This is a genomic window from Planctomicrobium mucosum, from assembly GCF_051466335.1.
Taxonomy (GTDB): domain Bacteria; phylum Planctomycetota; class Planctomycetia; order Planctomycetales; family Planctomycetaceae; genus Planctomicrobium.
The window spans coordinates 4,603,811-4,628,655 of sequence record NZ_CP195793.1; the positions used below are offsets into that span (position 1 = coordinate 4,603,811).

Genomic DNA, 24,845 nt, shown 5'->3' on the forward strand with positions numbered 1-24,845 from the left:
TTGGCATAGTGACGGTTCCTTTCGCACCCTGCGAGAAATGTGGTTCGTTTTATCAGTCCTTGAGCAACCGTAACCCATTGAAGATCACGAGCAACGAGGCTCCCGTATCCGCAGCGATGGCTCCCCAAAGTGTCGAGTACCCGACAAACGTCAGTACGACGAACGCCGCTTTCACCAAAAGAGAGAACCAGATGTTTTGCTGAATGATTCGCAGAGTTCGTCGCGACAGCCCCACAACCCACGGGAGCTTCGTGAGATCATTCGACATGAGTGCGATGTCCGCCGTCTCGATGGCCGCATCGCTTCCGGCCACGCCCATGGCCACACCCAGGCTGGCGGTGGCCAAGGCCGGTGCATCATTGACTCCGTCACCCACCATCGCCACATGCTTGTATTCTTGAACGAGCCTCTCAACGGCGTGAACTTTCTCGGCAGGGAGAAGCTCGGCCCGAATCTCATCGACTCCAGCCTCGCGGCCAATCGCTTCAGCCGTCGTCGCCATGTCACCGGTCAACATGACAATATGCTGAATGCCTGCGGCTCTGAGTCCGTCCAGAGCGGACTTGGCGGTCGGTCTTACCGTGTCGGAGAGTGCCAGCAAGCCGCAAACGTGTTGTTGATTCCCGACCACGACCACAGTCTGTCCCTGGTCAGCGAGACTGGTAATGCAGTGCTGAATTTCAGGCGTCTGTTGCCCTCGCTCTTGCAAGAGGCGGACGGAGCCGAGCCAGTAAATCTCGCCATTCCAGCGGCCGGATGCGCCTTTGCCGGGAATTTCCTGATAATCCTCAGCAGGCCGAACACTGACACCAGCAGAGCGGGCGTGTTCAAGAATCGCTACGGCCAAGGGGTGTTCGCTCCGAGCTTCCAGCGCAGCGACCCGCTCCAGAAGTTCTAATTCCGAGTGTCCATTGAGTGGGATGACAGCTCGAACACTGGGGCGTCCTTCCGTCAACGTTCCCGTCTTGTCGAGGGCGATGGCCCGGAGCCTGGCAGGAGCTTCGATGAACACGCCACCTTTGATGAGGACACCCTGCCGGGCCGCGACAGCCAAAGCGGCGACAATGCTCACCGGTGTCGAGATCACCAACGCACAGGGGCACGCAATGACCAGCAGCACGAGACTGCGATAGAACCAATCCCCCCACGCCTGTCCCAGCAGGAGAGGCGGCACAAGGAAGATCAGCAGGGCAATCGCCATCACGGCTGGCGTGTAATAGCGAGCAAATGACTCGACCCACTGTTCGCTCGGCGACCGCCGCGTCTGGGCTTCCTCGACCATGCGGACGATGTGGGCCACGGTTGTGTCATCCGCCGCCTTCGTTGTCTCGAATTCCAGCGCCCCGTTCCCGTTCACCGTCCCAGCGAAGACCACATCGCCAACCTGCTTTTCGACGGGCAGACTCTCGCCGGTAATGGGGGCCTGATTGACGTGACTGGAACCCGCAATCACCTTCCCATCAAGCGGTATTCGTTCTCCAGGTTTAACGATGATCCGGGATCGAATCGGCACTTCCGCAATGGGGCGAATTTCCTCGATGCCATCCAGATTGATGAACCGAGCCGTCGGAGGGGAAAGGTCCATCAACGCGGAAATCGCTTTATGAGCACGGCGGATGCTCCAGGCTTCCAGAGCTTCAGCCAAGGCGAAGAGGAAGGCCACCGAGGCGGCTTCCAGATACTCGCCGATGAGAATCGCCCCAATGACTGCGATGGACATGAGGAGATTCATGTCGGGTCGCAATCGCCTTGCCGCTCGGATCGCCTTGGGGCCGACAAGTCGCAAGCCGCAAAGGATGGCTGCTGCAAGAAAGGACTGTTCCACAGCTTCAACTGCGAAGCCTGACAGCAACTGCCAAGCCAGTGTGACCCGCAGCAGCAAGGCAACTGCAAGAAAGCTTCCGCTCAGGCTCGTCCAGACGAAACTCGGGGTCCAGGCGGATGAGCCTGTTGCGTTCGCTTGATCCTTATCTTCCGTCCACTGTTCCGCACGCATTCCCGTTCCGGCAACCGCTTCCATGATGACGGATGGTGTGACGGTCTCACCGTTGGAATGAACCGTCAGGCGACGGTTCAAGATGTCGAAAGAGAGGAGATTCTCACCGCCCACCACCGGTCCCACTGCCTGCCGCAAAACGGCAACCTCTTCCATGCAGTCCATGCCTGCAATGCGGAATTGAAGGACGTGGGGTCTTGTCATTGGGAATGCTCCTCTCGATCAGATGCGGGTGCGGGGAAACCCCCAGCACCCGCTCGATCCGGCTGATTAGCCTTCCGGCGTTGGTGGCTGCTTCCCGTACTTGGCCTCGTACTGGGCGGCGAACTTGGCTTCGAGTTCGGGGTGGCACTTGAAGCACTGTGAATCGGGGCGATCATGCTCCTTGCACCAATCCCCCTTCTTCTGAAATTCCGCCGCCAGCTTGCTGTCACATTGACCGCACACTCCTTCTGGAACGCCGTGCTCGTTGCACCACCACCCGGAGTGATCGCCTTTCTCAGTTGCGGCATGTTCATCATGATCGTGGTCATCATGAGCGTCAGTGTGTTTCTCGGCTTGGGCCGGAGGCGTCGCGGATTGGCCACAGCCGCTTACGAATGCCACGGCCAGCACCAGTGATGCCGCCATCCAGAATCTCGTTTTCATTCGTCGTTTCTCCATAAAGAAAAGGGTTGTTCAGTCGATCCCGCCAAGACAGGTTCGGCAGGTGTTTCTTCGTGATGCTCTCGGTGCTCATGGCGAGCAACGGGGGCGTTGAAGAGCAGATACAGCACACGCAGCACGAGCAGCGACATGATCATCGCCCCAATGACGCCGCCAATCACGACGGTGGCGAGGGGACGCTGCACCTCCGCTCCCATCCCCTCGCTGAACGCCATCGGCAGAAAGCCAAAACTGGCGACGAGGGTTGTCATTAATACCGGACGCAGCCGGGTAATCGCCGCTTGGGTGACGGCCTCGTCCAACGGCAGCCCCTTCTGGCGAAGTTGCCGGATGTAGGAGACGAGGATCATGTCATCCAGCACCGCCACGCCAGACATGGCGATAAAGCCGATGCCCGCCGAGATGGAAAACGGCATATCCCGCAGCCAGAGGGCGAAGATGCCACCAACCCAAGCGAAGGGGATACCCGTAAAGACTCGTAAGGTATCTACAATGTTATGGTACGTCATGTAGAGTAGGATGAAGATCAATACAAGCGCCAAAGGCACCACAATCATCAATCGAGTTTGTGCCCGCTGAAGGTTCTCGAACTGTCCGCCGTACTCGACCCGGTAGCGGGCTGATGGCAGAGAAACCTGTGTGGCGATCTTGTCCTGAGCCTCGGCGACAAAACTTCCCAGGTCACGTCCACGCACGTTGGCGGTAATCGTAATCCGTCGTTGCCCCCATTCCCGTGTGATGGTGGACGGCCCCTCGGCAATCTCAATCGAAGCCAGGCGGGACAGAGGAATCCGCTCTCCCACAGGTGTCGAAATCAGCATGTTGCCGATGGACTGCGGGCTTTCCCGGAATTGCTCAGGGAGCCGCACGATCAGTGGAAAGCGAAGCTGCCCTTCAACAATTTCTCCGATCGGCTTGCTGCCGATGGACTCCACGAGGTCGAGAACCTCCTGTGCGGAAACGCCGTAGCGGGCGATCTGGTCCTGGTTCACTTTGATCTGAAGCACCGGCTGACCGGTGACCTGTTCCACGGCGACATCCGCCGCCCCGTCGATGGAGTTCAGAATCCGTTCGATTTCCTGCCCTTTGCTGACAAGAACATCGAAGTCGTCACCAAAGAGCTTGACGCCGAGATCCGCACGCACACCCGAAACCATCTCGTTAATTCGCATCTCGATGGGTTGCGAGTAGGCGAGTCGTTGTCCAGGCATGTCCCGTAATGCCTTGTCGATCAACTCCGTGAGTTCCGCCTGCGTGCTGGCTTTTTTCCATTGCGAACGCGGCTTGAGGGTGACGAACATATCCGTCAGTTCAACGCCCATCGGATCGGTAGCGACTTCCGCCGTGCCGATGCGGCTCCAGACGTTTTCCACTTCATCAGGAAACGTCGAGAGGATCACTTTTTCCATTTCGGTGTTGTAGCGGATGGATTCACTCAAATCGGTTCCGGCCAGCCGGACGACCCCAATGGCGAGCGCGCCTTCCGAAAGACGGGGAACAAATTCGGAACCCAAATTGGGAGCAATCATCCCGAACGCCAGAATCAGCACGCTGGCCGCAAAGCCCATGACGGCCAGCTTGTGGTGCATGGCAAATTGCAGGATGGGATAGTGAATGGCATGGGCGACCCGCATCAGGAACGGCTCACGCTCCTCGACTTTCTTCGGAAGGAGGTAACTCGCCAGCACCGGCATTAAGGTCAGCGAGAGAACCATCGACCCCATCAGAGCAAAGATCACCGTCAGGGCCATGGGACGGAACATCTTCCCCTCGATCCCTTCGAGTGTGAGGATCGGCAGGTAGACGATCATGATGATCAATTCGCCGAACATCGTCGGCTTACGGACTTCCACGGCGGCATCCCGGATGATGTCCAACCGGCTCTTCCCACTATTGGAATCATGAGCCAGATGCCGCACGCAGTTCTCGATCATCACCACCGAGCTATCGACAACAAGGCCGAAGTCGATGGCCCCCAGGCTCAGCAAACTGGCGGCAATGCCGAAGCGATACATACCGGTGAAGGCGAACAGCATCGACAGAGGAATCGCCAAAGCCACGATCGCCGCCGCTCGCAGATTTCCCAAGAAAGCGAACAGCACGGCAATGACAAGCAACCCGCCCTCAAACAGATTTTTCCGCACGGTGTCGATCACGAAGTCCACAAGATGCGTGCGGTCGTAGACCGGCTTGACCTGGACATTCGGCGGCAGGCTCGATTCCAGAGATTTCAGCTTCTCCTTCATGGCCCAGGTGACTTCATGGCTGTTCTCGCCCATCAGCATGAAGCCCAGGCCGAGAACGACTTCTCCTTGGCCGTTCGCCGTCACGGCGCCACGGCGAATCTCGTGCCCGATGACGACTTCGCCCACATCCGTAACCCGGGTTGGAACTCCGTCCCTAGCGGCGATGACGATCTGCCGGATCTGGTCGATGTTCGTTGTGCGTCCAAGCCCCTGGACAAGTAGCATCCCGCTCGGCTGGCTGATGTTGCCGCCGCCGACATTGAAATTGTTCTTCTGGACGGCCTGAACTACCTGATCGAACGTCACCCCATGCTTGATGAGGCGGTCGGGATCGAGACGAATCTGGTACTGCTTGACGTATCCGCCCCAACTGTTGATTTCGGCTGTGCCGGGAACCGTTCGCATCGGTGGCTTGATGACCCAATCGTGGATTGTGCGCAGTTCCGTCACGTCGGTCCCCTGGCCGGTGACGACATAGTGGAAGACTTCACCCAAGCCGGTCGCGACCGGCCCCATTTGCGGTCGAGCGATGCCCTGCGGCATCTCGACCGAACCGAGACGTTCGTTGATAAGCTGGCGGGCAAAGTAGATATCGATGCCGTCTTCAAAAACGACGACGACCTGCGAGAGGCCGAATTTCGAGATCGAACGAAGTTGCTCCAGACCCGGCAGACCGCTGATTGCCTGCTCGATAGGGAACGTAATCTGCCGTTCAACCTCTTCCGGACTCAGGGCGGGAGCAGTCGTGTTGATCTGCACCTGCACCGGTGTGGTGTCTGGAAAGGCGTCAATATCGAGATGCTGGAGCGAGAAAACCCCTGCCACGCCCGCAGCCAGCACGCCCAGGATGACCAGCACCCGATTGTGCAAAGAAAAGTCGATGATGCGATTGAGAAAGTCCATGTCGGCTCGGTGCTCCTTCGCTTAGTGTTCATGACAGCCGCAACCCGCACCAAGGTTGCTGCGAAGGAGTTGAGCCAGCAGAACATTGCTCCCCTGGGAGGCGATGACTTCTCCCGGAAGGACACCGGCCAAGAGTTCGACGGACTCGCCGTCCCGTGCTCCCAGGCGTACCTGCCGGACATGGAAGAACTTCGGCGAGTTCTCGTCGAAGTAATTCTTGTCACGAACGAAGACGAACGAAGCATCCGGTGTCGACTGCACGGCTCCACGGGGGACGACAATGGCATTCGACTCTTCTCGCAGGACGATTTGGCCTGACCCGAAGGTTTTGTCCCGAAGCATTCCTTCCTCGTTGGCGATGGCAACTCGCACCTGCATCGTGCGGGTTTGTTCATCAATGGAGGGGCTGATCCAGGCAACTTTCCCCGTCACGCTTTGATCGCCGTTATCGGAATGGAACCGGACCGGCAAGCCCCGACGAACGTACTTGGCATCTTCCTGGCGAACATTCAGCACCAACCACATCCGGCGAGGATCACTGACCGTAAACAATGTTCTTGACGGATCGGCGACCTCTCCGGCGACGACCGCTGAAGCGAGCAAAACACCGTCATAAGGAGCTCGCACCGGAATGAGATTGGCTGTTTTCGTTCCCGCCGCGAGAGCGGTGATGACTGAGCTGGGAATGCCCAGGAATCGGAGTTCGTCGGCAAGGGTTTGGGCTGAGCGGGTTTCAAGACCCTCCGGGAGATCAAAACCTAGGTTCGCCAATGCCTGGCGAGCCGAGATCAACGTCACTTCCGCCTCTTGCAAAGCGGTTTCCGCTTCGATGATGGACTTCTGCGGAACCGCCCCGCTATTCGCAACTGGTCGGAGTCGTTCAACGGTCGTCTTTTTCAATTGAAGTTGGACAACGGCTTGCAGGAATTGCGATTTCACCTGCCCGACCTGAGACGCATCGACGAGGGCCAGAATCTCACCTGCAATCACTTGATCTCCAACTGTCTTGAAGACGGCCGCAACCGTACCCGGGACCCGTGGAGAGAGTTGTCCGACACGAGTTGGGTCGAACATCAACTCTCCATTTGCCGTGATCGCATCGTGCATGGCACGCTCTTGCACCACGTCCACATCGATACCGGCTTTCATGACCGCCTCTGCGGACGAGAACTGGACCCGGCTTGTGTGCATGGTGTTCCGGCTGTTGTTCTCCGGGCGGGAGACGAGGGAAATCGCCTGGATCGTGTCGTACTTGGGAAGCTGGGCCTGCCCCTTGACCTGGGCCAATTCGGGGTGACAAATGACACACTCAGCGACCCCGTGCTCTCGACAAAAGCCTGTCGGCTTGGCCTTAGGCAGCAGATCGGTGCGGCATTCGATGCATTTCGAATCGGGAACCAGATGCTCCGAGCACCAGTCGTCAGCAGTGACGGTGGCGGTTCCCATCAGCTCGGACATCTTCGGCAGCTTCCAGCCGGTATGATGGCCGGCATACATCACACCGCCCAGGAGCGAAAATACCACGAGGTTTGGAACGGCGTTCAGGGCCTTCATCCACCAGCGTCGGCGGGGCGTCGTGACGGGCTGTGTCTCAATGTGCGGCGGTGTAGCCACCGGATGTGCCGGGGCGGTCATAGTAGCGGACATACTCTCTCCAAAAGTAGAAGGGGGATGCCTTAACCCATTGCAACACGAGAATTGACTCGTGGAACGAGGACAAGGCGGGGCGGAACATGTTGGCCGAGGACAACCCGGAGGTCATCGACTCAGCACAATCAACGCCGAGGAGAGAGGCTGGTTAGCAGCGAATGACGACCGTAGAGATCACGGTCAATGTGAAATCAGGGACCGCAGGCGGGCCTGTCCACCGAAAATGCGGCAAGAAAGAGGCGGCATCAGTACCGCTCAACCACGTCGGCAGCCAGGCGACAAGCAAAGCGAGTCGCTCACTATCTACTGTGACCGTGGGGCGAGTGACAGTTGTCGGGTGGCCAGCGGAAGCCGCAACCGGGATATGCGTGCATCCACATGCATCGTCCTTGACAACACGGTTTTGCTCAGGACAAGGCGATGTTTCGTCATGATGGCCGCAAGATGGCTCCGCAATTCCCTCGGTACAGCCAGCGTCCGAACAACAGGTCTCATGCGCAGCTTCCTGCTGATGCTCCTGGCAGCAGGTACAGGACCGGGGACCTGTGTCCAAGCAGCAGTATTCGCCATCGTTGCTGATGCAGAGATAGACCGAACCGCCACTCCCGGCAAGGAGTTGCGTCGTCATCAGCATCAGGATGAGCAACGATTTGGCCATGAAAAACCGCCGATGAACCTTTCAGATTTTGTGATTGTATCTCCAATCCTATGATCCTATCGGCCTCTTCCACCTGCGTCCATGCCAAAACAGCGGATGGCTTTCGGTCAAGGCCCGCGCGTTGGCAATCAGGGAAAGCGAGCCTCTCCATCGAAAGAGTCAGTTTCCGCCATCCTCAAACTGTCGCTGCAAGGTATCGACGTGTCATTCAGCTAAACGCATGTAGGGATCTTGGAGTTCAAGGCTTTCGGTAGGCAAGCAGTCTTAATGCGTTGAAGACCACCAACAGTGTCGAACCTTCATGAAACAGGACGGCGGCCCCCATTTGCAGCCCCAGCACCGTCGCGGGAATCAGAAACGCCACCATGCCCAGACTGAACCAGAGGTTCTGCCGAATGATCCGGCTCGTTTTCCGGCTGAGCCCGACAGCAAAGGGGAGATGATTCAGATCATCGGCCATCAGGGCTACGTCGGCAGTTTCCAGCGCCACGTCAGAACCGGCCGCACCCATCGCGATCCCGACGGTCGCACTGGCCATGGCGGGGGCATCGTTGACGCCGTCGCCGACCATCGCGACACCTCCCTGCTGGCTGAGTTTCTTGATGGCCTCGACCTTATCGTCAGGCATCAGGTCACCAACGGCTTCGTCGATGCCGACTTCTTTGGCAACAGCATCGGCGACCTGCTGGTTGTCGCCTGAAAGCATGATCATTCGCTCGACGCCAAGTTCCTTCAGCCGTCTGATGACATCCTTGGCAGCGTCGCGGGGAGTGTCCATAAGCCCCAACACGCCCAGGTAGGTATCGCCATATCGGACGACCATCGTGGTCCGCCCCGCCGCCTTGAGGTCTTCGGTGGACTGGCGAAGCGCATCTGGAAGCGACGGGCCTGCGATTTCGCCAAAGAGACGATCTTTACCGATGTAAACGGCCTGATCCTCAATACTCGCTTTGACTCCCCGGCCTGTGATGCTTTGCACATCGTGGGCCTGTAAGTCCGAATCGCTCTTGAGACGTTCCTGGCCCCCCTCGACCACGGCTGCGGCCAGCGGATGGTCACTGAGTTTCTCCACGGCAATCGCCACTCGCAATAACTCGTCCTCCGAGCGGCCATCCACCGTCACGACATCTGTGAGGCGAGGCTTTCCCTCTGTCAATGTGCCGGTCTTATCAAAGGCGATGGCACCAAGTCGTCCGAGATTCTCCAGCGGTCCGCCACCCTTGACGAGCACGCCGCCCCTGGCGGCCCGTGCGACGCCACTTAACACCGCACTGGGAGTCGAGATCGCCAGGGCACAAGGGCTGGCCGCCACCAGCACCGCCATTGCACGATAGAACGAATCCCGAAACGGCTCGTCGATCACGGCCCAGGCAAACAGCAGCAAGACAGCGAACGCGATGACCACCGGGACGAAGATCCGCTCGAACTTGTCGGTGAACCGTTGCGTCGGTGATTTCTGCGTCTCGGCTTCATTGACCATTTGTACGACGCGGGCGAGCGTCGATTCACTGGAAAGTTTTGAGACCTGAATCTCCAGAGCGCCGCCGCCGTTAATTGTGCCTGCAAAGGTCCGATACTCCGGTCCGAGCCGATCCGGGTTCGCGGCGGCCTGGCCGGGATCATCAACGGCTCGCTTGTCCACGGGCACACTTTCGCCGGTAATGGGGGCTTGGTTGACGCTGCTTTCCCCCTTGAGCACGAACCCGTCAGCCGGAATCCGCTCGTTCGGCTTGACGATCACCACGTCGCCTAACCGAAGCTGTTCCACCGGCAATTCTGCGGTCTGGCCATCACGGCGGACCAGCGCGGTTGGGGGAGCCAGTTCGGCGAGCGCTTCAATCGCCCGCTTGGCTCGTCCCATTGCATAGTGTTCCAACGCATGTCCCAGGCTGAAGAGGAACAGGAGCAAAGCGCCTTCCGCCCATTCTCCGAGCGTGGCGGCACCGATGGCCGCAACGAGCATCAGCAGATCGATTTCAAGACGATAGGCCCGGAGATTCTCGAACGCTTCCCGGAAGGTGAAAAAGCCGCCGAAGAAATAGGCTGCCACATAGAGGCTCCACGGGAGCCAAGGCGAGACATCGAAGAGCATCGGCAGTAGCCATCCGACAAGCAGCAATCCGCCACAGATCGCTGCAAAAACGAGTTCCGTCCGTTCGCCAAACCAACCCCCATGTTCGTGGTGATCGGCTTCCTCTGCTGTCTTGCTCTCCACCTCGCCGGATTCGACAGATGCAGCCTGTTTCGATTCTTGGCGAATTCGCACACCCTCTTTTTGCAATTCTGTCTGAATGGCCTCTTCCGTGACGATCTGCCGATCAAACTCAATACGCACGACACCGGCGGGTGAAGCCGCGGCTTCCAGGACTCCAACGATTCCGCGTGCTCGCAACTCCACCGTGCGGGCCTCACGGGCGTGCATAGCATCCGTCTTGAGCAACAAGTGCCCGAACCGTTGCTCAAGTTCTGCCCCTGCACGGATGGCTAATTCGCGCACCTCCCCCATCGAGATGCGTTCGGGATCAAAATGGATGCAGAATTGGACAGGTTCGTTCTCGCTGTTGTCCACGAGGTGTGCGGCCTCAACTCCTCCCTTCGCTTTCAGCAAGTCGGCCAAGCGCTGGACGCAGGCATCGCGCGTGTCCGGCACCGTGGGTAGGACCAAATTGATTTCGATCCGTGTTTTGTCGGTCATTTTGATCTCTCCGTCAGTTTTGTCAGTTCGGGTACATGGACGGAGTCGCCGGACGATCACACCACATGTCAGCCCCGATATCGAATACGCTCACGGTTTGTGAAAAACCGCAAGCATTTTTACGCCGCCCGTTGATGTTCGTGGCTCCTGCCGCGTGCATTGGCAACGTCCCCTTTCATACCCCTGCCGCGATGTGGACGCGGCCGAGCTGTGCGGAAACGTGCGCGAAGGATGTCCCAATCCAGGATGAGCTTGCCGCCCGTTGCTTCATGTTGTTTCTCCCAATTCATCAGCAGCGTCAGGCATGTGTGGTCGATATAGCTCAGTCCCTTGAAATCGACATGCAGAATTGTCCTTGGCGGAATGCTTTCGAGCACGGATGCGAGCTTAGGTAATCGCAGGAACGTCGCCGCCCCCTCCAGAACGAGGGTGACGCGACCGCTCGCCGCGTCGCCACGTTGCCGGATGTGTAACCGGGAGAATGTGTAGACGAGCTTGGCGACCGATAAGGCCACGCCCAGCATGACACCCGACAACAGGTCCATGGCGACGACGGTGACGGCGACGATGAGACAGATGGCCCCTTCGCCCCGGCTTTCCTTCCATAATGCCCGGATTGCCGGGAACTGGATCAGGCGGAAACCGGTCAGGACAAGCGTCGCCGCCAGCGCCGCAACGGGGATCATCCGCAGGAGCCCAGGAGTCAGCAGCACGAACGCCAACATCCAGATGCCGTGAAAAATTGTCGCCCAACGTGACTTTGCTCCCGCTTCCAGGTTGGCGGACGTTCGGACAATCACTCCAGCCATTGGCAGCGCACCAATCACTCCGCACAGGGCATTGCCGATGCCTTGTGCGGCAAGTTCGCGGTCATACCGGGTCCGGGAGCCCGTATGCATTCCATCCGTCGCCGCAGCCGTGAGGAGAGACTCCGCGCTGGCAAGAATGGCAACGGTCAATGCCATCTGCCAGACCATTGAGTCGCCAAACATCGCGGGCAGGGAAGACAAGTCGATCAGCTTGACACCTGAGGCGAGACTCTCGAATTCCACTCGCTGGATGGGCAAATTCAGCAGAGTGGTGACCGCTGTTGCGATGACGACTGCGGCCAGAACGGAGGGGATGACATGGAGTTGCCTTGGGACGACCCGCTTCCAGAGCAACAGCACGGAGAGGGTGAGCAGTCCGATCGACGCGGCAGGGAAATGACCTTCATGTCCTGGGTGACCATCGAAGATGTCCATCAGAGCGCGCGGCATACCGAGATAGTTGGCCAGCGGGCTGCGAACCGGAGAATCATCCACGGTCACATGGAACTGTTGAGCCAGCAGGACGGAACCGATCCCGGCCAGCATGCCGAGAATGACCGCCGGTGACACGGCTCGGAACCACTGCCCCAAGTGCAGTAACCCGGCAAGGACTTGAATAAGTCCGGCAAGAAAGACAACCAGTCCCAGTGCAGCAAACCCCAGCTTCTCCTGAATACCGAGGAGAACAATAATCAATCCGGCAGTCGGTCCACTGACCTGCAAAGGCCCGCCACCGAGGAGCCCGACCACGACCCCACCGATGATGGCGGTGATGATGCCTGCGGCCGTCGGAACACCGGATGCTTTGGCGATGGCAACACAGAGGGGCAACGCCACGGCAAAGACCACCAGCGACGCCGAAATGTCGCTCTTAATGGTCTCAAGCCACCTCAGGGAGTCGGACGTCGGCGCAGACTCCGGCGACTCCACCTTGGCAGCCTGCATTGGCTGCTGAGCAGGAACCGGCAATACCGCGTGGACGACGGGCATTTCCAGCAGTGGACCGAAGGCATTGGTCAGGGGATCGAACGCCAAGACCTCGCTGGTCTCAAACCGCAACACCCATGCATGCAGCCGGACGGCGCCGGTAGCCAGTGCGGCGGCCACAACCGGGTGTTTCGTCAGGTTATTCACCTGGGCCAACACGTTCCGCTCGACTGCCTTGTCCCAAAGTGCTTCTCCCTGGAGATCGGGGTGCTCGCCTTCGATAACGGCTTTAGTCTCGGCGGCATAGGCCAGCCACTCCCTTGTCTTCGGTAACTCGCCGCCTTCGCCCGGATGGAGGATTGCTCGCACCGCACCGCAGCGATAGTGACCGCAGACAATAATGTCGGTCACCCCGAGGGCATTGATTGCGTACTCGATTGTCGCGGCTTCTCCGCTGGGTGCGTCAGGCGGTGGGATCAGATTTCCCGCATTGCGCGAGACAAATAGGTCACCGGGATCGGCCTGCATGATCGTTTCGGGAAGCAGACGTGCGTCAGAGCAGGTAATGAGCATCGCTGTCGGGTGCTGACCTTGAGTCGCGCGCTCGAAAAGCTCTTGCCTTTCCCAGAGGACATGCTCCTGAAAATGCTTTAGGCCTTCGATCAGTTTTTGCATGTCACTCTCCCGTATCAAGGCCGAACATAACGCGGCAGGCGTGATCCAACCCGGTACGGATCGCTTCCTGTAAACGAACACACAGACTCATTGCTTGTTTGGCGAGGAGGCCATGCCACTCGACTTCGGCAAACTCGGTTTGCTCAACATTGAGCGAATGCGAGAGATTGACGTGAGTAGTGGTCCGTAAGCCCATTCGAAGAAATGACCTTCCGCAGGTAACTCTCGGATGTGAGTTGCCAATGCGGGACGATTAGGGTCGGTGGTTGCCCTATTTCCCAGGTCTGGCTGGGAAAGCAGGTCATTGGGACATGTCGCGAGTTCCCAGAGCTCCTGTGCAACCTCCGCGACGGATGGCAGGGGTTTCTCGAAGACACGCAGGGCACCACGCTTTAACAAGCTGACACGCGTCGCTGCCCGCGCGTCGCCAGTCATAAAGCAAAAACGGACGGATGGATTGATCGCGCGCAAGGCATCGAGGGTTTCTGGTCCATCCAGCACCGGCATCCGGACATCCGACAGCACCACGTCGATGAGCGGATAGAACTGCTGGTAAACCTCGACCCCCTCCGCTCCATCCGTCGCGAGCCAGACGTCGAACCCACGGTTTCGGAACCCGATGCTCAGCGCCTTCCGTAGTAAAGGCTCATCTTCGACAATGAGAACCCCATGAAGCCGCGAGGTCTCCTCGGATGGGCCGGATATGGAGTCTTGGTTCTCGCACGTCGGGAAAGCAGCTTCAGTTTCGCCCTCGGCGGCTGTGTCATTCGTTAATGCGTGACGACGTGTAGCGCTGTCAATGCTGTGACCAGCATTAGCGGTACCAGGGCTTGGAAGTGGAGAGCACTGCGAGCCACGAAACGAAATCGTGGGAGCTGAGAGGGACGCAATGGGTGAGGACATATCGCCTCCTGGGCGGAAAAGGGGGATGGTTCGACCAGACCGTCACGAAAAGATCTCGTGGCGTGCAACGGACGATGCAGCAGAAACACATCGAGCGAGGATGATTACGGATCATCGACTCAGCGCGACAACGCCGAAGAAAGCGGCTGCGTTAGCAACGAATGACGACCGTGGAGACGACGGTCAAAGTAAAATCGGGAACTGTTGAGGTGTCGTAGCAATGGAACGTGAGTTGAAGCACGGATTGGTAGGCAATATCAATGGTGGGTGCCTGTGCGAGGAGCGAAGACAACCATTCAAAATCTACCGCGATTGAATTTCGCGTCGTCCTCGTCGGCTGGTCGGATGCCATCACAACCGGGATATGCGTGCAATCACACGTCCCAGCCAGAACGAGGGGATCGCCAGTCTGGGAGACCGCCCGATCTCCTGGATGGTTGCCACAGGGTGAACGCTCCTGCTGCCCTGGACTGGCGTCATTGCACGAATGGCGGACACTTCCGCAGGTCACTTGGCCAGGTGTGCAGGGGGCAGATCCCGCATGGATGGAATAGGAGCCGTCATTGCCGATGCACAAATAGACGGAATCGCCACTCCCTGCGAGGAGTTGCGTCATCACAAGCATCAGGACGAGCAATGACTTTACCATGAGAAATTCCGAACGCTGTTTATCGAATATTGGATTCTATTGGACATTTAAACTCGGCCAAAAGAAACTGCGGATTTTATACTGGATATCGGTTTGAAAGCTCGTTTCACCGAGCGTCATTCGGACCGACAGCATTCGTTGAATGTGCCGAAGCATCTCGCCGGTCCAGCATCGCTACCAGACTTCTAATAATGTGGGCAGTAAGTCGGTCTCTTGGAGTTGTGAAACAACATGAGCTGCGGCGGCGAGCACAATGAACCAGAAAGAATCCACGATGTTTCTACGCAATATGCTGGGAAATATTGTGTATGTCTCCGGTTCACGGTAATGGAAAACGCGTGGCCAGAATGCTGGCGTCGTTCGCCAGAATTCTTCGTAATCCAAGGGATGATTTGAGAAGAGACGTTCCTCTTCACAATGGATAATCCACGGGTAATAGACGGAAAAGAACAGAGCCATGATCGCCGGAACCGCAAAGGTTCCTGAGCAGAGCCCGATGCCGATCATGCCGATCGCACTGAAGAAATACAGTGGGTTTCGACACATCGAATAGGGGCCGATCTGGACCAGAACTTTGGTCTTGTAGCCGGAAATGAACAAGTGACACCACGTCCGGCCGAGTGCTCCAGTCGCGGCCAGGCAGATTCCTGCCAGAAACATCAATTCGCGGACGACACCGTCTCGCGGCCACCGGCTTTCGATGCCCAATAAGAGGAAGGCAATGAAAAAGCCAAAAAAGAAGGTTAGTGGCCGTCGCCGGCGCTCCATGCTCGCTTGTCCCAAGGGAAAAGCCGTCGGAAATGGACCGTCGTTACCTGGAGCTGCAACGCACCTTTGCCAAATAGGGATTGAAAAGTCATTGACCACGTGGAGATCCTGTTTTTTAAGGTGAAATTGTTGCACCTCAGAAATGAGCAGTTCTTGTCGGGAAGGGATGCGACCTGAATATGATCCGTATCTGTTAAGACCGAAATTCGAATCGATTGATCATGTGCCCTTCATGTCGGCGGAGGAACGGACATGAAGGCACATCATGAAAAAACACTCTCGATCACTTGTGAGGTGATGGGAATGGCACTTAGTGCTTGTGGTCGGCGTGATCATGATCATGGTCGTGTTCGATTTTGCCGGTATATTGCTTCCCGTTGATCGTGACGACCAGTTTGGCGGCACTCCCTTTGGCATCCAGATCCTGGGCAATGTGTTGTTTCTCCTGAGAAACAAACCGCGACGATTTTCCCGCCGGATCACCGGCATCAGGGGAGGCGGGGAGTTTGAACTGCTCGGCCTTCCCCTCGTGGGAGAGATTGATCGTCACGTCCCCAGCGTCGATGGGAACAGCGGTCTTGGCGCTCCCATCCAGGAGATACACCGTCACCGTTCCGGTCTCATCCTCATGAACCACTTCCGCGTGATATTCCTCGTTGCCCAGTTCAACGAGATGACCATGATGCGGCCCTTCCTCCGGGTGGGCATGATCGTGGTCGTCGTGCGATTCGACACTGGATGACGGAGAGGGAGGCTTGCCAGAATCAGGAGCGGTTCCACAACCTGACAGCAGGAGGGTTGCAAGACAGGTCGCGGGGAGGGTCCCGACGATGAATCGCTGGAAAGTGCGAGAATGGACAGGCATCAGATTTTCCTTATGGAGGTTAAAACAGGGACGATCCTGTGCTTGGTGATGAGCGAGCACAGGCTGCGCTCGTTATGCGGACTGGCGCTGACGAACCGGGACGGTTTCGCAGCTCAGAAGGACACCCTGCCGCAGCGTGAGCGTGCGCGAGGCCCGACTGGCGGCAACCGGATCGTGTGTCACCGTGATCACAGTGCGTCCTTCCCGGTGTGCGGTATCAAAGGCACCGAGTACCGTTTCGCGACTTTCCGGATCAAGATTCCCTGTCGGCTCATCCGCGAGAATGATCTGGGGGTCGTTGACCAGCGTCCGAGCGAGCGCGACACGTTGTTGTTGCCCGACACTGAGTTCCGCCGGGCGATGGTGCAGCCGTTCTCCCAGGCCAAACCGGCCGAGCATGTCCGCAGCGCGGCGTTCCTGCTCTGTTCGATCCTGCTTGAGCAAACAAAGCGGGATCTGCACGTTTTGCAGTGCTGTCAGGTAAGGAATCAGGTTGAACGTCTGAAAGACGAATCCCATCCGCTGGCTCCGCAAGGCGGAGCGTGCGGCGGCGGGCAATCCGTAAATGGACGTCTCCTCCAGCCAGACCTGTCCGGCCGTGGGAGACAACATTCCCCCCATCAGAGACAGCAGGGTGGTCTTGCCGCTCCCGCTCGGACCGACGATCGCAACATATTCCCCCTTCGCGATGGAAAGGTTTTCGCATTCCAGTGCAGTGACTTGCTCGCCACGCCGGGAATACTGCTTGATCACATTTTCGAATCGAAACATCTTAGACCTCCTGAAAGCAGAGACATGGGTCGAGGGTGGCCGCCTTCCGTGCCGGCCACCAGGCGGAGAGAATCGCAAGACAAGTGGCGATCAAAATCGCCAGCAACGAGGTTGTGGGAAGAATAGAAACGGTGACACCGGCCCAGGCGGGACCGGCCGCCACAGCGACAATCAGCCCGACCAGACAGCCGAACGTCCCCGCCACCAGACCGAGAACCAGGGCCTTTCCGAGGAACAGCCGCTGCACGAACCGGGGCGTTGCTCCCAAGGCCATGAGCGTCCCGATTTCACGACGCCGTTCCCGGACATTCGCGGTGATGGCTCCCGCGAGGCTCGTCCCGCCGACGATGACCAGCACCGCCAGCACAAACCAGGAGGTATTCGCCATGAGCCGGTTGACGCCGACTTGCGTCTGGACCACCTGCGAAATGGTGACGACCTTGGTGTTCGGCAAGAGCTTGCGCAGCTCGGGAACAAGTCCTCCCGCCGCATCCTCGCAACATCCGATGACTTCGATGGCATTGCAGACGGGACCGCTGCCGGAAGCATCCTGCACGGTGTGCAAGTGGGCGAAGACCCGCGAATCGTCAACCGTTCCCGTTGCCGGAAGAACGCCGAGGATCTTGAATGACTTCCCGAGCAGTTCCACGGTGTCGCCGGTGGAAAATGCGGATCGCCCCGCGACATCCGCCCCCAAGACCACTTCATCGGGTTTGAGGTTCTGAATCGCCCGGTACGTGACCAGCGAATCGGTCCCTTCCAGTTGAGCGGTCGTGAGCTTGGCCTTCTCGCATCCCTCATGGGCTTTAGGAGCGGTAAACAGCGTCGTGGTCTGCCAAGTCGTCTGGGCTTCCAGTTCCGACTGGGGCAAGATCCCGGTCAGCGTGACAGGGATGCCTCCCAGGTTGGCGGGGATGTTGAGCCGGGGCGAGACCTGCTCAACACCTGTCAGCCCTGCCAGGTAAATCTCCGAGACATGCTCCTCCGGAATCGTGCCGCTGTTCTGATCGGCGGCATAGTAATCCTGCAAGGTCGCTTCCGGGGGTAAAACGAGGATATTGGCTCCGAGTTGAGACAGTTGTCGCGAGACATCCTGTTCGGAGGCCACTGTGATATGCCGGATCGCGACCAGGGCGGCGACTCCCAGCAGAATCGCGAGACCATTGGAAAAGGCCGCCCAGGGACGAGACCGCAGTTCGTTCCAGATCATTGATTGCAGCGTCATGCTGAAATCCTCCTCTCAAAGGGGTGAATGGGGAGTGGGATTACTGGCGCTTGCCGCCGGGTGCGGTGGCTTGGGGGGCATGGTTGTGCTTGCAGTTTTCGTCTTCGCAGCACTGCCCGGCTTTATGGATGGCTGCGGCAATCTGCTCGGCACTGGATTGGGTATCGAAGTGGCCAATGAGTGCCCCGGGAGGCGCGATCAGGACAGCATACGGCCCGTTCACCTGGTTCGGATTCAGCTTCATCTGCTGATAAAAGCGGGCTTCGGCAGGATCGTCGAGACGCATTCCGACCAACGAAATCCGGTCTTTGAACTGCGGGAGTTGCTGAACCGCCCGAACCCCCTCGGGAACATCAACCCGATCCGTCCGCGTGAGGCAGACGAAGACGAGCTTCTGGTTCTGAAGTTCCTTCATGCACTGCATCATCGTGGGGGGAACGATGGCTGCGGCGATCTGCTCCGAGGTGATTGCCCGGGGAAACAGCCCGGTGACGGCACCGTTGGGAGCGATGACCACCGCCATCGGCATCGGGGCGCGGGCAATCCCGAGTTTTTCCACCAACGCCCGCTCGGCGGGGTCGTCAACACGAGCTGTCGTCAAGACAGTCTTGTCTGCGTGCGAAGTCAACTCGGTTTGGACTTGTTGATGGAAGGTCCGAGTCGCCTCGCCACTATCGCGATGGAACACGACGAACGTGAATTTGCCGGACTGCGCGGACTGGCCGAGCGTGGACTGGAGAGGGCTGGTCCCTCCGGGCTGTTGAGCCACGGCTGCGCTGGCCGAACACCACAGACAGACGACCGTCAGGCACACCTGGGACAAAGCGTGAAATTTCATAGCGAACTCCATTTCTTGGGGTAAACGGTTCCTTGCGAAATCAAACTCACAACGGTACGGCACCGTTGAATTCCGTGAACGAAGGCGGTTGCCGGGCCAGTACCGGCACTTGTCCATTAGTGTTTATGGTCGGCGTGATCATGGTCATGAGCGATCTTGCCGGTGTACTGCTTCCCGTTGATCGTGATCACGAGTTTTGCCATGCTGCCATCAGCATCCAGGTCCTCGGCCAGATGTTTGTCCGTCAGGCTAAAACGGCTCGTCTTCCCCGCAGGGTCTCCCTTGTCCGGAGCCGCCGGCAGCTTGTATTGCTCGGCTTTCCCCTGATGCACCAGGTTGATCATGACTTGCTTGGCCTCGGTGGGCACGGATTTCTTGGCTTCATGGTCCAGCAGGTAAATGGTGATCTTTCCCTCTTTTCCATGAACAATCTCGGCGTGGTATTCCTCCTTACCGAGTTCAACGAGATCCCCGTGGTGGGGCCCTTCGGATGGGTGCTCGTGGCCGTGTTCGTCCTTCGCTACGGAGGGGGCCGAAGTACGTCCTGGTCCATCCGCAGTGACAACGCCGGTCCAGAGACTTGCGGACAGGAGGGCGGGGGCGACTTGGAGAACCAGTCTCCAACGTGTCAAACAGAGAGTACGCATCGATCTACCTTTCGTGAAATTCGTCTGGTTTGTTTAATCCTGCCAATACCACCAGACGAATCGCGGTATTGGCATGTGAGATCAAACTCACAACGGGTGACTACTGTTGAACTCAATGGACGAGGGATGTTGCCGTGCTGGTGTTGGCACTTGGTAAAGGGGAATGGGCGATCTCATCGTGTTCCACCAGTGGAATCTCTTCCTGAGATTCTCCCACGACGCGGGCTGCCGATTTCAATCCGAATAACCAGAACAGGGCCGGGTGAACGAAGAAGTCGAGCAGCGTCGAACTGATGACACCTCCCAGAATGACGGTGGCCACTGGGTAGAGAATCTCTTTGCCCGGTTCATCGGCTGCCAGCACCAGTGGGACAAGCCCGATCCCCGCCGTGAGGGCGGTCATCAGGACGGGAGCCAATCGTTCCAGGCCGGCACGGATGATCATCTCCTTGGTCCAGTCTTCCCCTTCATACCGCACCAGGTGCAGGTAGTGGTTCAGCAGGAGAATGCCATTCCGGGACGCAATCCCGGTGAGCGAAATGAAGCCCACCATGGCGGCAATCGTCAGTGTCTGCCCGGTGATGACCAGCGCGACCACGGAGCCGATAAATGCCATCGGCAATGCGGTCATGACTTGTAACGACAGGTTCACGGATCGGAACATCGAGTACAGTGCCAGAAAGACCCCCATCAGCGAGATCATGAACAGCACAGCGATCAGCCGACTGGCCGATTGCTGGCTCTCAAACTGCCCGCTGTACTCCACGAAATACCCTTCCGGGAGACTGGCAATCGTCGGGGCGACTTTCTGCTGAATGTCTTGCACGACATCCACAACACCGCGATCGGAGACATTGCACTGTAACACGACGCGACGGCGGACATTCTCGCGGTTGACCGTGTTGGGGCCGCCCGACTGGTAGATCTTGGCGACTGACTCCAGGGGAATCTGTCCTCCTTCGGGCAGATCGATCGTCAGTCGCTTCAGGGCATTCAGGTCTTCCCGGGCGTTTTCGTTGAGTCGGACCAGCAGGTCGAATTGCCGCTGGCCGATCAGCACTTCGGAGACGACCTCGCCATTCATGGCCGTTGCGATGAACTCGTTGACATCGCTCACCGACAACCCATTGATCAGCAGCTTGTCTCGATCAACCTCGATCCGCAGTTGCGGAATGATGACCTGCGGCTCGACCAACGGGTCTTTGACTCCAGGGACCGATTTCATTGCTGACAGCATTTCCTCGGCTTTGCGGCGCAAGACGTCGAGATCGTCGCCATAGATTTTGATCCCGACCTGGGCCTTGACGCCGGAGATCATGTGGGAAATCAGGTGGGCGATGGGTTGCTCAGCGGCTGTGACGATGCCGGGAATGTCTGCCATGGCTTCCCGAATCTCATTGAGCAGCTCTTCCCGGCTGCGCGGCGACTCAGGATCGAGCTCAATGAGATATTCACTCATGTTGACCCCCTCAGCGTGCTCATCCAGTTCGGCACGACCGGTCCGGCGGCAAAAGGAGTCAATGTCTTCGATGGCCTGCAAACGCTGTTCGACCTTGCGGTTGATTTCGTTGGATGTCGCCAGCGAGGTTCCGGGCGGCAAGACGACGTTGAGCTGGATCGTCCCTTCGTTGAACGGCGGTAAAAAATCCTTCTCAAGGTTCGCAACGAACAATCCGGCAATCGCGACCATGACCAGAGTCACGGTGAGATTCAGCCGGGGAAATGTCAGGCTGAAACGAATCACCTTGTCGGCGACCCATTTGAGATTTCGCAGGACGAAGCCGTCCTGGTCATGGTCCATGAGCTTGGCATTTCCCAGCAGCCAGTAGGAGAGCACGGGAGTGACCGTCAGCGACACCAGCAGTGACGCCGCGATCGACACGATGTAGGCCACACCCAGGGGAGTGAACAGCTTCCCTTCCATCCCGGACAGGGCGAATAACGGAATGAAGACCAGGCACACCACGATGGTGGCGAAGACCACGGAGTTCCGCACCTCGGTGCTGGCTTGAAAAACCACCTGCAACGGATGCTTGGGATGCGCGGCGTGCCTGTTTTCCTTCAACCGGCGAAAGATGTTTTCCACGTCCACAATGGCATCGTCGACGAGTTCGCCGATGGCAATTGCCAATCCTCCCAGCGTCATCGTGTTGATCGACAACCCGAAGATCGAGAACACCACGGCTGTCAGGGCCAGCGAAAGTGGAATGGCTGTAAACGTGATGAACGTCGTGCGGAAATTCATCAGGAAGAGAAAGAGGATGATGACGACGAGAATCCCGCCATCCCGCAGGGCCTCGATCACATTCTCGATGGCCCGGTCAATAAAATCCTTTTGGGAATAGGTCGGTTGAATGCGAATGTCTGGCGGCAATCCCGATTTCAGTTCTTCGACTGCTTTCAGAATGTTTTCGGTGATGAGCCGTGTGTCCGCCCCTGGCTGCTTGTTGATGGTGAGGACCACCGCAGGTCCGCCTGAAAAATCCCCTGAACCTGAAGTCGTGGGCGAAGAATTGGGGCTCGAATCCTCGCCGCTTCTCCTGACAAAAACGCTGCTGTCGCCCCGTTTGACCTGTGGTCCTTCCACGACTTTGGCGATCTGAGCCAGTGCGATCGGTTGATCATCGCGAATGGTGACGACCACCTTTTGCAAATCTTCGATTGTCTGAATCCGGCCCAACGCCCGCACCAGAAGTTCATTCGGTCCCTGCTGATCGAGATAGCCTCCCGTGGCGTTTTCATTGCTGTCGACGACCGCCTGTTTGACCTGTTGCAGTGTGACGCCATATCGCAACAGGGCATCCGGATCGACAAGTACCTGAAACTGCTTTCGTCCCCCGCCCATGGTGAAGACCTGCGACACACCTGGAACCGTCAGCAGGCGCTGTCGGACCACCCAGTCGGCCAGCGTGCGGAGTTCGACGGGATCAGTCACACCGCCATCGCTCCACATACCGAGCATGAGGATCTGCCCCATGACAGAGGAAATAGGAGCGAGAGTCGGCATCACGCCAGCAGGCATCCGATCTTGAATAAGTTGCAGACGTTCCATGACGATCTGCCGGTCGGTGTAGATGTCAGTTCCCCAGTCGAACTCGACATAAATGACTGAGATTCCGATTCCAGACGAACTACGGACGGCCTGGACGCCGTTGGCACCATTGATGGCCGTTTCGATTGGAAACGTCACAAGGGTTTCGACTTCTTCCGGGGCCAGGCCGGGAGCCTCGGTCATGATCACCACGCGTGGCCGGTTCAGGTCAGGGAACACATCGACGGTCGCGTGCAGCGCCTGCCAAGTCCCGTAGCCCATCAGGAACACGGCCAGGGCCATGACGATCATCTGTTGACGCAGTGCAAAGCGGATAATGGCATTTAGCATGATGGCGCTCCTGATCAGTGATTGTGCCCGGCATGCGGATCAGCTCCGCCGCCGGACTTGTTCTTGAGGGCCATCTGCAACTGGTGGGCACCACGCTGTGCCACGATATCCCCTGGAAACACCGAGCCATCATTCTTGATGACGGCATAGGCTTGATCGCGATAGATCACGTGGACGGGTACGCGATCGAAATGGTTTCCGTTCTGCTGGAAGACAAACGCTTCCGCTCCTTCCTGGGCAATCGCATCCACGGGAAACACGATCTGCTGCTGCCATTCCTCGACCGGCACCCGAAGCTGCAATCGTTGCCCCGGACGATACTTCCACTCGATGAAACGCAGCCCATTGGGAGAGGGGACATCGCGAGTCAACTGGTTCGGCAGGCGGACATAGAAGGGAAGCGTGCGGGATTGCACATTCACGTCACTCGCCGCATAGAGCAATTCCAGTCCCGGGACTTCCTCGGACTGCTGTCCACCCTGCTCGAAAACAGCGGTCACTTTCCAGTTGTTTGCCGCAGCAGCAGCCAGCAGACGGGCATCTTGCTCAAAAGCACGCCCTTCGAGATATAGTTCCGACATGTCCGAAAGGACTGCCAGAGACGTGCCGGCCAGAACACGTTCCCCTTTGCTGACCAGGACGTCCTGAAGAATGAGCAGTGGCACGTCATGGCCATCCGCCGGTTGGGAATGGTCTGCTTCAGAATAGTCAGCCTGTGAGACTTTATTATTCGTCAGTTCCAGTTCGTCTTCGTTGTGCTGGTCAGGAGCCGGCACCCGGATTTGAAGGTCACGCAGAAGACGTCGATTCACACTAATGTCCTGGATCTGGCGGTCGGACAATCCCTGGAGCCGGAGCGCTTCTTTCTGGGCCGCCAACAGGACTTCCAGCTTGTCCTTGGCATATTGCCGTTCCAGCAGTGTTTTCTGGGAGACGGCTCCCGACTTGGTCACCTCTTCCAGCCGGGCAATTTCTCGATTCTCGACATCAATGCCGCCGATGGTTTTGAGAAGTTCCGTCTGCGTTGCCACCAACTCGTCGGCGGTGATGCGGATCTCGAACAGAAGCGTTCCGGGGGTGATGGCTTCACCGCGAACCGCGTGCACATGCGTAATGACTCCGGCCATCGGTGTAGAGACCTGAATTCGCGTTCGGCCCGGGCGTTCGACGATGATGGCGGGGACGGTGATCGAGCGCAGAAAGGTTTCGAGTTGCACCGGCTTGAGGAAGTCGTCGGTCAGACCCACATTCCCCATCGCCTGTTGTGACAGCTCCAAGGAGGTTCCTTCATCATGGGCATGCGCATGGCCCCCATGGTCGTGCCCATCCTGACCTTCGCTGTGAGCGTGCTCGTCCGACGTGCTCGCTTTCTTTTGAGCCGCGATCGTATTTCGGACCCAGTCCTGTGCGACGGGCCACCAGCGGTTGAGGGTGAATCCCCCAATTCCCACGAGAACGATCACTCCGGCCAGCCACAGCCAACCTACGGAAATGCTGCGGAACGGTACTTTGAGCTTCATAAGGCCCCCTTATCGGGACACAGCGCATGCGCGCAATCTCAGCGCAGTGATG

The 24,845-nt window shown here is 58.1% G+C and carries 17 protein-coding genes; all 17 read right to left on the minus strand.

The window, feature by feature from the left end:
* Nucleotides 1-52: 52 nt before the first annotated feature.
* A complete protein-coding gene (locus tag SH668x_RS18305; protein WP_437186507.1) occupies nucleotides 53-2,200 on the minus strand; it encodes a heavy metal translocating P-type ATPase in 2,148 nt (715 codons plus the stop codon).
* Between the two features lie 66 nt (nucleotides 2,201-2,266).
* On the minus strand, nucleotides 2,267-2,644 hold the full coding sequence (locus tag SH668x_RS18310) for an RND transporter (RefSeq protein ID WP_437186508.1): 378 nt from the start codon (nucleotides 2,642-2,644) through the stop codon (nucleotides 2,267-2,269).
* Entirely contained in the window at nucleotides 2,641-5,811 is a 3,171-nt protein-coding gene (locus SH668x_RS18315; protein WP_437186509.1) for an efflux RND transporter permease subunit, read from the minus strand. Before SH668x_RS18315 ends, SH668x_RS18310 begins: the two co-directional genes overlap by 4 nt.
* 21 nt (nucleotides 5,812-5,832) lie before the next feature.
* Nucleotides 5,833-7,458, minus strand: a complete 1,626-nt coding sequence (locus tag SH668x_RS18320) for an efflux RND transporter periplasmic adaptor subunit (RefSeq protein WP_437186510.1) — start codon at nucleotides 7,456-7,458, stop codon at nucleotides 5,833-5,835.
* Nucleotides 7,459-7,609: 151 nt separating this feature from the next.
* Nucleotides 7,610-8,119: a hypothetical protein gene (locus SH668x_RS18325; RefSeq protein ID WP_437186511.1), complete on the minus strand. Its 510-nt coding sequence runs from the start codon at nucleotides 8,117-8,119 to the stop codon at nucleotides 7,610-7,612.
* 238 nt (nucleotides 8,120-8,357) lie between these two features.
* Nucleotides 8,358-10,814 carry a heavy metal translocating P-type ATPase gene (locus SH668x_RS18330; RefSeq protein ID WP_437186512.1) on the minus strand — a complete coding sequence of 819 codons (2,457 nt, stop codon included), beginning with the start codon at nucleotides 10,812-10,814 and terminating at the stop codon, nucleotides 8,358-8,360.
* Between the two features lie 119 nt (nucleotides 10,815-10,933).
* On the minus strand, nucleotides 10,934-13,225 hold the full coding sequence (locus tag SH668x_RS18335) for a SulP family inorganic anion transporter (RefSeq protein WP_437186513.1): 2,292 nt from the start codon (nucleotides 13,223-13,225) through the stop codon (nucleotides 10,934-10,936).
* 87 nt (nucleotides 13,226-13,312) lie between these two features.
* Nucleotides 13,313-14,128: a response regulator gene (locus SH668x_RS18340; RefSeq protein WP_437186514.1), complete on the minus strand. Its 816-nt coding sequence runs from the start codon at nucleotides 14,126-14,128 to the stop codon at nucleotides 13,313-13,315.
* A gap of 151 nt (nucleotides 14,129-14,279) precedes the next feature.
* Nucleotides 14,280-14,777, minus strand: coding sequence for a hypothetical protein (locus SH668x_RS18345; RefSeq protein ID WP_437186515.1), 498 nt, complete (start codon nucleotides 14,775-14,777; stop codon nucleotides 14,280-14,282).
* A gap of 174 nt (nucleotides 14,778-14,951) precedes the next feature.
* Entirely contained in the window at nucleotides 14,952-15,644 is a 693-nt protein-coding gene (locus tag SH668x_RS18350; RefSeq protein WP_437186516.1) for a methyltransferase family protein, read from the minus strand.
* 211 nt (nucleotides 15,645-15,855) lie between these two features.
* Nucleotides 15,856-16,410, minus strand: a complete 555-nt coding sequence (locus tag SH668x_RS18355) for a hypothetical protein (protein WP_437186517.1) — start codon at nucleotides 16,408-16,410, stop codon at nucleotides 15,856-15,858.
* A gap of 72 nt (nucleotides 16,411-16,482) precedes the next feature.
* Nucleotides 16,483-17,181, minus strand: a complete 699-nt coding sequence (locus tag SH668x_RS18360; RefSeq protein ID WP_437186518.1) for an ABC transporter ATP-binding protein — start codon at nucleotides 17,179-17,181, stop codon at nucleotides 16,483-16,485.
* A 1-nt stretch (nucleotide 17,182) separates the two neighbouring features.
* Nucleotides 17,183-18,406: an ABC transporter permease gene (locus SH668x_RS18365; RefSeq protein ID WP_437186519.1), complete on the minus strand. Its 1,224-nt coding sequence runs from the start codon at nucleotides 18,404-18,406 to the stop codon at nucleotides 17,183-17,185.
* Nucleotides 18,407-18,446: 40 nt separating this feature from the next.
* Nucleotides 18,447-19,244, minus strand: coding sequence for a hypothetical protein (locus SH668x_RS18370; protein ID WP_437186520.1), 798 nt, complete (start codon nucleotides 19,242-19,244; stop codon nucleotides 18,447-18,449).
* 116 nt (nucleotides 19,245-19,360) lie between these two features.
* Complete coding sequence (locus tag SH668x_RS18375; RefSeq protein WP_437186521.1) at nucleotides 19,361-19,891, minus strand: hypothetical protein; 531 nt, start codon at nucleotides 19,889-19,891, stop codon at nucleotides 19,361-19,363.
* 112 nt (nucleotides 19,892-20,003) lie between these two features.
* Nucleotides 20,004-23,273, minus strand: a complete 3,270-nt coding sequence (locus tag SH668x_RS18380; protein WP_437186522.1) for an efflux RND transporter permease subunit — start codon at nucleotides 23,271-23,273, stop codon at nucleotides 20,004-20,006.
* Nucleotides 23,274-23,287: 14 nt separating this feature from the next.
* On the minus strand, nucleotides 23,288-24,793 hold the full coding sequence (locus SH668x_RS18385; RefSeq protein ID WP_437186523.1) for an efflux RND transporter periplasmic adaptor subunit: 1,506 nt from the start codon (nucleotides 24,791-24,793) through the stop codon (nucleotides 23,288-23,290).
* Between the last annotated feature and the right edge of the window lie 52 nt (nucleotides 24,794-24,845).

Coding starts and splice junctions, on each gene's coding strand:
- SH668x_RS18305 (WP_437186507.1), bottom strand. CDS start 2,200: ATGACAAGACCCCACGTCCTTCAATTCCGCATTGCAGGCATGGACTGC.
- SH668x_RS18310 (WP_437186508.1), bottom strand. CDS start 2,644: ATGAAAACGAGATTCTGGATGGCGGCATCACTGGTGCTGGCCGTGGCA.
- SH668x_RS18315 (WP_437186509.1), bottom strand. CDS start 5,811: ATGGACTTTCTCAATCGCATCATCGACTTTTCTTTGCACAATCGGGTG.
- SH668x_RS18320 (WP_437186510.1), bottom strand. CDS start 7,458: ATGTCCGCTACTATGACCGCCCCGGCACATCCGGTGGCTACACCGCCG.
- SH668x_RS18325 (WP_437186511.1), bottom strand. CDS start 8,119: ATGGCCAAATCGTTGCTCATCCTGATGCTGATGACGACGCAACTCCTT.
- SH668x_RS18330 (WP_437186512.1), bottom strand. CDS start 10,814: ATGACCGACAAAACACGGATCGAAATCAATTTGGTCCTACCCACGGTG.
- SH668x_RS18335 (WP_437186513.1), bottom strand. CDS start 13,225: ATGCAAAAACTGATCGAAGGCCTAAAGCATTTTCAGGAGCATGTCCTC.
- SH668x_RS18340 (WP_437186514.1), bottom strand. CDS start 14,128: ATGTCCTCACCCATTGCGTCCCTCTCAGCTCCCACGATTTCGTTTCGT.
- SH668x_RS18345 (WP_437186515.1), bottom strand. CDS start 14,777: ATGGTAAAGTCATTGCTCGTCCTGATGCTTGTGATGACGCAACTCCTC.
- SH668x_RS18355 (WP_437186517.1), bottom strand. CDS start 16,410: ATGCCTGTCCATTCTCGCACTTTCCAGCGATTCATCGTCGGGACCCTC.
- SH668x_RS18360 (WP_437186518.1), bottom strand. CDS start 17,181: ATGTTTCGATTCGAAAATGTGATCAAGCAGTATTCCCGGCGTGGCGAG.
- SH668x_RS18365 (WP_437186519.1), bottom strand. CDS start 18,406: ATGACGCTGCAATCAATGATCTGGAACGAACTGCGGTCTCGTCCCTGG.
- SH668x_RS18370 (WP_437186520.1), bottom strand. CDS start 19,244: ATGAAATTTCACGCTTTGTCCCAGGTGTGCCTGACGGTCGTCTGTCTG.
- SH668x_RS18375 (WP_437186521.1), bottom strand. CDS start 19,891: ATGCGTACTCTCTGTTTGACACGTTGGAGACTGGTTCTCCAAGTCGCC.
- SH668x_RS18380 (WP_437186522.1), bottom strand. CDS start 23,273: ATGCTAAATGCCATTATCCGCTTTGCACTGCGTCAACAGATGATCGTC.
- SH668x_RS18385 (WP_437186523.1), bottom strand. CDS start 24,793: ATGAAGCTCAAAGTACCGTTCCGCAGCATTTCCGTAGGTTGGCTGTGG.